Annotated in this window: 1 pseudogene; it reads left to right on the top strand. The window is 65.0% G+C overall.

Annotated elements, in window-relative coordinates:
• A pseudogene (locus LDK53_RS22740) lies at positions 1-731 on the top strand (type IV secretion protein Rhs); the annotation flags it as partial.

The raw sequence follows: 731 nt of genomic DNA, 5'->3' as shown, positions 1-731 counted from the left end.
AGTTCACCCGCGACCGCCTGCACCGCGAGGTGCGCCGCACCCAGGGCGTGCGCGAGCAGCTCCGCCAGTATGACAGCCTCGGCAGACGCACCCTGCAGCGCAGCGAATTAAGCACGGACGTGACCCTGCCGGAGCAGGCGCTACTGGAACGCCTGTATCGCTACACCGCGCGCGGCGAGCTTTCCGGCGTCAGCGACACCCTGCGCGGTGAGGTGGACTACGGCTACGACGCCGAAGGGCGTCTGCTGAAGCACTACGAGGCCCGACAGGGGCACAGCCGCGCGCAGTTCAGCTACGACGCCGCGGATAACCTCGCCGCCAATGACGATCCGGTACCGGTCACGGATAACCGCCTGCAGCACTGGCAGGCGCTGTTTATGAAATACGACCACTGGGGCAACCTGGTCAGCCGCCGCAACGGGCTGTATGAACAGCATTATGCCTATGATGCCGAGAACCGTCTGGTGTCCGCCCGGGGAACCGGGCCGGAAGGGCGCTTTGAGGCGCGCTATCACTACGACGCGCTGGGCCGCCGCACGCGCAAAATCGTCACTACAACGCACGGCACCACAGAAACGCGCTTCCTGTGGCAGGGATACCGCCTGCTGCAGGAGCAGCAGGAGAGCGGGCTGTGCAGCACGTATGTATACGACCCGAATGAAGCCTGGAGCCCACTGGCGCGGGTGGATCACCTTCGTGACCAGCGCAGCGGTGAGATTTACTGGTTCAAC

The organism is Enterobacter sp. K16B (assembly GCF_020216105.1).
Classification (GTDB): Bacteria; Pseudomonadota; Gammaproteobacteria; order Enterobacterales; family Enterobacteriaceae; genus Enterobacter; species Enterobacter sichuanensis.
The sequence above is the reverse complement of the archived record's forward strand: the minus strand, read 5'-3'. Positions and strand labels throughout refer to the sequence as shown.